Origin of the sequence: Mesorhizobium sp. M7A.F.Ca.CA.002.04.1.1 (genome assembly GCF_004022805.1) — a bacterium.
GTDB lineage: Bacteria > Pseudomonadota > Alphaproteobacteria > Rhizobiales > Rhizobiaceae > Mesorhizobium > Mesorhizobium ciceri.
In genome coordinates this window covers 1-7,649 of record NZ_RZPL01000221.1, presented here as the reverse complement: position 1 = coordinate 7,649, position 7,649 = coordinate 1, and the positions used below count along the sequence as shown (strand labels likewise).

General features: G+C 64.4%; 9 protein-coding genes. 2 read left to right on the top strand and 7 right to left on the bottom strand.

Annotated elements, in window-relative coordinates:
* Both ENZ75_RS13950 and ENZ75_RS13945 read left to right on the top strand, forming a co-directional pair.
* A partial coding sequence (locus tag ENZ75_RS13950) for a DoxX family protein (RefSeq protein ID WP_164887816.1) occupies window positions 1-404 on the top strand: 404 nt, incomplete at its 5' end.
* A gap of 134 nt (window positions 405-538) precedes the next feature.
* Entirely contained in the window at window positions 539-802 is a 264-nt protein-coding gene (locus tag ENZ75_RS13945) for a glycine zipper domain-containing protein (RefSeq protein ID WP_013528799.1), read from the top strand.
* 84 nt (window positions 803-886) lie between these two features.
* Here the strand turns inward: ENZ75_RS13945 and rpsP are convergent, their stop codons facing one another.
* From rpsP to ENZ75_RS13910, 7 genes are all read right to left on the bottom strand, one after another.
* Window positions 887-1,288: a 30S ribosomal protein S16 gene (gene rpsP / locus ENZ75_RS13940; RefSeq protein ID WP_013528800.1), complete on the bottom strand. Its 402-nt coding sequence runs from the start codon at window positions 1,286-1,288 to the stop codon at window positions 887-889.
* A 37-nt stretch (window positions 1,289-1,325) separates the two neighbouring features.
* Complete coding sequence (locus ENZ75_RS13935) at window positions 1,326-1,652, bottom strand: chorismate mutase (protein WP_013528801.1); 327 nt, start codon at window positions 1,650-1,652, stop codon at window positions 1,326-1,328.
* Window positions 1,653-1,659: 7 nt separating this feature from the next.
* Entirely contained in the window at window positions 1,660-3,270 is a 1,611-nt protein-coding gene (gene ffh, locus ENZ75_RS13930) for a signal recognition particle protein (protein WP_024504031.1), read from the bottom strand.
* Window positions 3,271-3,560: 290 nt separating this feature from the next.
* Window positions 3,561-4,511, bottom strand: coding sequence for a CPBP family intramembrane glutamic endopeptidase (locus tag ENZ75_RS13925; RefSeq protein ID WP_013528803.1), 951 nt, complete (start codon window positions 4,509-4,511; stop codon window positions 3,561-3,563).
* A gap of 170 nt (window positions 4,512-4,681) precedes the next feature.
* Window positions 4,682-5,281, bottom strand: a complete 600-nt coding sequence (locus ENZ75_RS13920; protein ID WP_063169558.1) for a DUF1236 domain-containing protein — start codon at window positions 5,279-5,281, stop codon at window positions 4,682-4,684.
* 63 nt (window positions 5,282-5,344) lie between these two features.
* Window positions 5,345-6,442 (bottom strand): putative zinc-binding metallopeptidase, encoded by a 1,098-nt coding sequence (locus tag ENZ75_RS13915; RefSeq protein ID WP_013528805.1) that lies wholly within the window; start codon window positions 6,440-6,442, stop codon window positions 5,345-5,347.
* A 91-nt stretch (window positions 6,443-6,533) separates the two neighbouring features.
* The coding region (locus tag ENZ75_RS13910; protein ID WP_128278148.1) for an FAD-dependent oxidoreductase at window positions 6,534-7,649 on the bottom strand (1,116 nt) is incomplete at its 5' end.

Sequence of the window (7,649 nt, the reverse complement as noted above, 5' to 3'; positions counted from 1 at the left end):
TTTCCGAAACCGCGCCCGTCTCGCCGGGCGCTTTGTGGACCGGCCGCGCGCTCAGCGGCGTCATCGTGCTGTTCATGATCTTCGACGGCGCCATCAAGCTGCCGCCGCTCGATATCGTCATCCAGACGATGGTACCGCTTGGCTGGCCGGCCGATCCGAATGTCGCGCGCATGCTTGGCGTCATCGGCCTGATCTCGACCGCTCTCTACGCGCTGCCGCGCACCTCGGTGCTCGGCGCCATCCTGCTTACTGCCTATATGGGCGGCGCCATCGCCACCAATGTCCGCGTCGACAACCCGCTGTTCTCGCACATTCTGTTCGGCGTCTATCTCGGCATTATCCTGTGGGGTGGCCTGTATCTGCGCGATTCCAGGCTCCGCGCGCTGATCCCGTTCAGCCGTTAGATCCGGATCGAAGCACCGCTTTCGGCTCGAAGCCTGAACCCTTTGCCGGGCAATATCTCAGGGATCGAATCGTCGAGTTGCGAGTTAGAGATTCGCCCGGCGGCGGAGGCGGCTCCTATCGGAGAGGAACGACGATGAAGAAAACGATGCTTTTGATGGCGCTGCTGGTGCCGCTCGCCGCTTGTTCGCAAACGGAAAAAGGCGCGGCCGTAGGCGGCCTCGGTGGCGCTGCCGTCGGTGCGGCCGTCGCCGGCGATCCGGTTGAAGGCGCCGTCGTCGGTGGTGCTGTCGGCGCTGTTGCCGGCGCGCTGATCGGCCGGGCGAGCGAGCGTGGCGAATGCCGCTACCGCGATAGCCGTGGCCGCGTCTATATTGACCGCTGCCCGCGCGGCTATTGACCGGGCGGCTTTTACAGACAGGGTCGAATGAAAAAACGGCGGGCACATGGCCCGCCGTTTTCCTGGATGCGATAGAGCAAATACTTATTCGGCGGTTGCGGCTTCCGCCTCGGCCGGTGCAGCCGCGGCGGCGGCAACGGCAGCAGCGGCATCTTCCTGCGCCTTCTTCAGAAGAGCAGCGCGTTCCTGCGCCTTCTTGCCCGGCTCGGCCTTCTTCGGGTTGGAACGGGCGTCGCGCTTGACGAGGCCGGCCTCGTCGAGGAAGCGCAGCACGCGGTCGGTCGGCTGGGCGCCATGCGCCAGCCAATGCTTGACGCGGTCGGCGTCGACCTTGACGCGTTCGCCGTCCTTGGGCAGCAGCGGGTTCCACGAGCCGATGGACTCGATGAACCGGCCGTCACGCGGCGAACGGGCGTCGGCAATGACGACGTGGTAGTAAGGACGCTTCTTCGAGCCCGCACGGGCCAGTCGGATCTTCAAGGGCATTTCTTTTCTCCTAAAAACTAAGTTCGTTGATTGGGTTTCAGTTGGTTTTCGTCACGCCGTTGGAAGCGGCGATCTGTTCGTGGTGGCGGATCACTTCGCGGACGACGAAGTTGAGGAACTTTTCCGCGAAATCCGGGTCGAGATGGGCATCCTTCGCCAGTTGGCGAAGCCGGGCGATCTGCTGCTGCTCGCGTGCCGGGTCGGCCGGCGGCAAGCCATGAGTCGCCTTCAGCACGCCAACCGCCTTGGTGCAGCGGAAGCGCTCGGCAAGCATGTGGATGAGGGCTGCGTCGATGTTGTCGATCGACGCCCGGTAATCTGCCAGGAGGGCGCGGGCGTCGGCCATGTCCTTTTCTTCGTTCATGGCGTCCTCACTTCTTCTTGCCAAGGCCGGGCAGCCCGCCACCGCCGAGGCCGGGAAGCCCGGGAAGTTTCATGCCGCCGGGCAAACCTGGCATGCCGCTGGGCAGGCCACCGCCGCCGGGAAGGCCTTTCATGCCGCCGCCTAGGCCGGCTGCCTGCGCCTGCTTCTGCAAGGCTTCGAGCTGCTTGGGATCCATCTTCGACAGGTCCGGCATGCCGCCGCCCATCATGCCACCCATACCGCCGGGCATCATGCCGCCGAGGCCCATCTTGGAGGCGAGGCCGCCCATCATGCCGCGCATCAGGCCGCCGCCTTTGCCCTTGCCGCCCATTGCCTTCATCATGTCGGCCATGCCGCGATGCATTTTGAGCAGCTTGTTGATTTCGGCCGCGTCGGTGCCGGAACCGGCAGCGATGCGCTTCTTGCGCGAATGCTTGAGCAAATCGGGATTGGCGCGCTCTGCCTTGGTCATCGACGAGATGATGGCGAGCTGGCGGCCGAACATCTTGTCGTCGAGACCGGCGGCGGCCATCTGGTCCTTCATCTTGCCCATGCCGGGCATCATGCCCATGATGCCGCCCATGCCGCCCATCTTCGACATCTGCTGAAGCTGGCCGGCGAGATCGTTCAGGTCGAACTTGCCCGACTGCATCTTCTTGGCCATCGCCGCCGCCTGTTCGGCGTCGATGTTCTCGGCGGCCTTTTCGACGAGCGAGACAATGTCGCCCATGCCGAGGATGCGGTCAGCGATGCGCTTGGGGTGGAATTCCTCCAGCCCGTCCATCTTTTCGCCGGTGCCGATCAGCTTGATCGGCTTGCCGGTGACGGCGCGCATCGAAAGGGCAGCACCGCCACGGCCGTCGCCGTCCATGCGGGTCAGCACGAGACCGGTGATGCCGACGCGCTCGTCGAAGCTCTTGGCCAGGTTGACGGCGTCCTGGCCGGTCAGCGAATCGGCGACCAGCAGGATTTCGTGCGGGCTCGATACCTTCTTGATGTCGGCCATCTCGACCATCAGCGGCTCGTCGATATGGGTGCGGCCGGCGGTGTCGAGGATGACGACGTCGTGGCCGCCGAGCTTGGCCGCCTGCACGGCGCGGCGCGCGATGTCGACCGGCGACTGGCCGTCGATGATCGGCAGCGTGGCGACCTTGACCTGTTCGCCGAGCTGGCGAAGCTGCTCCTGCGCGGCGGGGCGCCGCGTGTCGAGCGAGGCCATCAGGACCTTCTTGTTCTGACGCTCGGAAAGACGCTTGGCGATCTTGGCCGAAGTGGTCGTCTTGCCGGAACCCTGCAGGCCGACCATCATGATGACGACCGGCGCCGGGGCATTGAGATCGATGGCGACGCCTTCAGCGCCGAGCATGTCGACCAGTTCGTCATGAACGATCTTGACGACCATCTGGCCGGGCTTGATCGACTTGACCACGGCAGCGCCGACGGCCTTCTCGCGCACCTTGTCGGTGAAGGAGCGCACCACTTCCAGCGCCACGTCGGCTTCGAGCAGCGCACGGCGCACCTCGCGCAGCGCCGCCGAGACATCAGCCTCCGACAGCGCGCCGCGGCCGGTCAGGCCGTTCAGGATCGAACCAAGACGTTCCTGTAGCGATTCAAACATTCGTTTTCCTTTTCCCTGGCACCCGGATGGTGCCCGAGAGGTAATGCGTTCGCGCCCAGTGTCCAACCAAAAGTCCAAGCAAAAGCCAAAACCAAAAAGCACCCGGGGGCGCTCAGCGCTGCCGGGTGTTGGCCTCCAGGATCGATTTACAGCACTTCACCTCAAAGAGGTTTCGGCGTCCTGGTCGGCTTGCTCGGAGGGATACTCGTCGCGGAATTCGGGGCGTGTAGACAGGAAATCTGCGCAAGAGTCAAGACAAGGGCCGGGTAGCGTCATTCCCGGACCCGCATTCAGGCCGTGCTCGCGCGGTCCGGAAGCTCGGCGGCGACCTTGAGCGGCGAGCGCGGATGCAAAAGCAGCCCGATGGTCAGCAGGCTGCAGGCGATGCCGATGAAGGCGATGAGAACCGCATCCGACGTTGCCCAGCCCGGTCCCTCGAGCGGCCTGGCGTTGAACAGGGCGAAGGAATTGTAGCTTTCCTGATGCGAGATCAGCAGGAAGCCGGTCAGGTTGTTGCCGAGATGAGCACCCAGCGCGGCGCCGAGATTGCCTGTTGCGTAAACGACAAGCGTCAGCAGCAACGCGAAAGCGGCGATCGACGCCAGCACACAGGCGTTGATGGCTGGCGACGAACTCGCACTCCAATGCAGCGAGGTGAACAGCAGGGCCGGCAGCAGCGCCCAGATGAACGGGCTCTTGAACCGGCTGGCCAGCCCGCGCAGCAGGTAGCCGCGAAACAGCAACTCTTCCGACGAGGTCTGCAACAGAGTGAGCGCGGCGATCGGGATCGCAAACAGCAGCCAGGACGACAGGCTGATCGGGCCGCGCGCGATCTGCGGCTGCAAGAGATAGAGCAGGATTTCGGAGATCAACGAGGTGATCAGCACCGCGATCAGCCCCTTGAGGAAGCCGGACCATGAAACACGCCGGCTGTTGCCGAGCAGCGCCGACAGCTTCTCGCCATGCACCCAGCGCATCGCGACCCACAGGCCGATCCAGATGCCGGCGAACGAGACGAGCGCGGTGAGAATGCCGATGGGCGAGGCGAGGAAACCCTGCATGCCGGATGATGGGGCCGCCTGCCGGGCGAAGAAGGCATAGGTGCCGCCGACCAGCACGGCCACGGTGGTTGCTGCCCAAAAAAGGACGACGATCCCCGTTCCGAGCAACAGGCGCGGCAAGGTCGTCCTGGCGTTCGGCGAATGCCTGTAGCGCTCGAAGGCGGCCGGATCGATGGTCACGCGGGCTCCTTTGCCAAAGTCATCGCCTATTGACTAACCGACCGCCGGAAAAATCGGAAGTCTTCCGCAAAGGACAATGCTCAGAGCAGCGTCGGCGCACAAGAGGCGACGCTGCGGTGCCGCCTGCCGGCGGCCGCTGCTGTGGCAGCGGCCGCTTATGTCAATTGTCGTCAGCGCACGACGTACATGATGCGCCGGGTCTGCGGATCGATCAGCGCCCGCTGGCCGTTCACATAGACATAGCGGTAATTGTAGTCTGGAATCTCGCGCAGCTCGACGGTGTCGGGCAGGGTCGCGCCGGTGACCACTTCGCCATCGAGATAGATGGGATCGAGGCGGTGCGTGTCGACATAGGTGCGGACTTCAGCCGGGGGCGGCGGGAAGTCATCGACGACCGGATCGCTGGCGATGATCGCGCCGGTATAATCGGTCGAGTAGTTGCCGATGTCCTCCGGCGGCGAGACGACAGCAACGCTGGCGCGCCGTTGCGTCAGCACCACCCGGCTGCCGCCTATATCGGCCGTCACATAGTCGGAATAGACCCAGCCCTGGCCGCCGGCCTCGGCTATGGTGCACCATTTGCTGTTTTCGATGCAGCCATTGAGCGTTGCCGACTGACCGGCGGCGAGCACGCCGATGACAGGGTATTGCGGGCCGGGTCCGGCGCGAACGTTAAGATCGGTGACGGCTGAGACGGCGGTGTCGGCAAACGCGGCGCCCGACATCACGGTCAGCATTCCGGCGACCGCCGGAAACAACAGGGATTTCATGGTTTCTCTCCGTTTTCATGGTCCCTCGCCAGCGAAAACGGGGCAGCAGCTCATGCGTTCCCGCTAAAGCGCCTGTGCCAACTCACGATTTGTTCCCTGTTCTCCAGGCAAATCGGTCAGAAGTTCGTGAACGAAGTCCAATTTCCGCGCCGTGACGTCCGAAATGACAAAGGGATAGAGGTCCGGCAGGCCCATGCAGCGGTTGATCGAATTGGAGGCTTCCGACAGCACCAGCCAGCGGGCCAGGATCTTTTCGAAAGACTCGGGCGCGGTCGGCGGCTCCGAGGGTGCGGCCTGCAATTCGCCGCCTGTGTCGCCGCGCGGCAAGTCGTTGGCCTCCACCGTCTCCAGCCGGCCGAGCGGAAAGTTCAGTGCGTGCACCATTTCCAGCGTGTCGGTGATGTGCAGGTGGTGAGCCCAGGTCTCGGCCCAGTCCTCCCATGGATGCGAGGTCGCATAGGCCGAGATGTGGCCTTGCTGCCAGTCGGGCGGCGCACCATTGGCATAATAGGCCTTCAGCGCCTGTTCGTAATCGGCGCGGTCATCGCCGAACAGTGCGCGGAAAGCTTCGAGCCGGTGCGGATCGTCGCGGATCAGGCGGTCCCAATAATAGTGCCCAAGCTCATGACGGAAATGACCGAGCAAGGTGCGGTAGTTCTCGCCCATCTCGACGCGGCGCTTTTCGCGCTCGGCCGAATCCGCCTCGGCGACGTTGAGCGTGATCAGGCCATTGTCGTGGCCGGTCAGGATCCGCTCGCCGCCGGGGCCGCCGCCGATCGGATCGGCGAGGAAGTCGAAGGCCAGCCCGATCTCGTCGGCGGGGTTCTGCTTGGGCGCCACCGGCAGCCCGAAGGCCAGCAGCGAATAGATGGCGCGCTTCTTCGCCGCTTCGACACGGATCCAGCGGCGGCGGTTGCCGTCGACGGAGAGATCCGGGATCAACTGGTTGAGCGCACAGGCGCGGCAAAAGGCGTGTCCGGGCTCGGCCATCCAGTTGCAGGCGCATTCATCGGCGTTGGTGCACTGGAAGATGCCGTCGGCGCTCGCCAGCGCGAAACAGGCGTGCTCGGGATCGTAGAGCACGGGGTTCCCGCAGTTCAGGCACTGGGCGTTCTCGAAATAGATGCGATGGCCGCAATGGGGGCAGTCGAAGAGTTTCATGTCGGTCTCAATTCACCGGAGGTGACATAGATGTTCACGGCGGCCCGTGCCCAACGCGAACAGCCGCGCGGCGTTCCACATTTTCCTGAAGCTATTTGGCCGCAAGCTGGGCGACAACCTGTCTTGCCACCGCTTCGCCCGACAGCCGTGCGCCGCCGCAGGTCTGCATCAGCGGGCCGGCCAAGTGCTCGCCGGCGAAGAAGATCTTGTCGGCCACCGGCTGCATGAGCGCGGCGCGCGCCAGTGAACGGCCAGGGCGGGCGGCGACGTAGGCGCCGCGCACGAAGCGCTCGCCGCCCCAATTGGTCATCATGGCGCGTCCGACATGCTTGCGCGTATCGCCACCGAAGATGCCGCACAGCCGGTCGACGACGAAGTCGATGCCGGCCGCCTCGCCGGCCGCCGACATTTCCCAGGCGAAATCGCCGCCGACGAACCCGACCATCAGGTCAAGGTCGAACGGGAAGCACAGGAAATAGATGTCGTGCCTGGCCATCCGTTCGATCAGCAGGTCGTCGAAAGGCTGCAGCCCGAGCCTTGTGCCCGATATTTCGACCGGCAATTTGGTCAGCATGCCCATCGGCAGGTCGAAGAAGGCGCCAAAATGGGTGTCGGGCAGGGCCGGCGAGAACGCGATCTCCTCGAAGGCGAGCACCGCCGGCGAAGCGGTCACGATCACCGCTTTGGCGCGGACGGTGCCGCGATCGGTGACGCAGGCGACGCCGGGCACGTCCCACAGGATCTTACGCACCGGCGTCGACAGTTCGACCGGCACGCCGGCGCCGAAACGCGCCACCAGCGCGCCAAGGCCCTCCTTGCTGAAGTAGTTCGGGTCGAGATCGGCGGCGGCTTGGAAGTCCAGGATCGAGATTTCGTCCTCGTCGGCGCCGAAATCCATCGGCCCGGCGAAGGTGGCGGCGGCGCGCGGCGCATGGCCTTTTGCCAACAGCGCCGAAAGACGATCGTCATCTCCGTCCTTCACTTCATGCCTGGCCAGCAGTTCGAACAGCTTTGCGTCGGCGGCCTTCATGTCGGCTTCTTCCGCTTCGCTCGCCTTGCGCTCGCGGTAGTAGAGATGATCGACATTCATGTCGTGATGATGCAACGTCCAGCCTGCCACTTGCGCTTCGGGAAAATAGGGATTGCGGTCGGCGGCATGCAGCCAGGCGCAGCCGATGTCGAAAGGCACGCCGAAATGCTGGTCGCT

Bases quoted from the DNA above. Each gene is read 5' to 3' on its own strand.
- ENZ75_RS13945 (WP_013528799.1), top strand. From the start codon at position 539: ATGAAGAAAACGATGCTTTTGATGGCGCTGCTGGTGCCGCTCGCCGCT.
- rpsP (WP_013528800.1), bottom strand. From the start codon at position 1,288: ATGCCCTTGAAGATCCGACTGGCCCGTGCGGGCTCGAAGAAGCGTCCT.
- ENZ75_RS13935 (WP_013528801.1), bottom strand. From the start codon at position 1,652: ATGAACGAAGAAAAGGACATGGCCGACGCCCGCGCCCTCCTGGCAGAT.
- ffh (WP_024504031.1), bottom strand. From the start codon at position 3,270: ATGTTTGAATCGCTACAGGAACGTCTTGGTTCGATCCTGAACGGCCTG.
- ENZ75_RS13920 (WP_063169558.1), bottom strand. From the start codon at position 5,281: ATGAAATCCCTGTTGTTTCCGGCGGTCGCCGGAATGCTGACCGTGATG.
- ENZ75_RS13915 (WP_013528805.1), bottom strand. From the start codon at position 6,442: ATGAAACTCTTCGACTGCCCCCATTGCGGCCATCGCATCTATTTCGAG.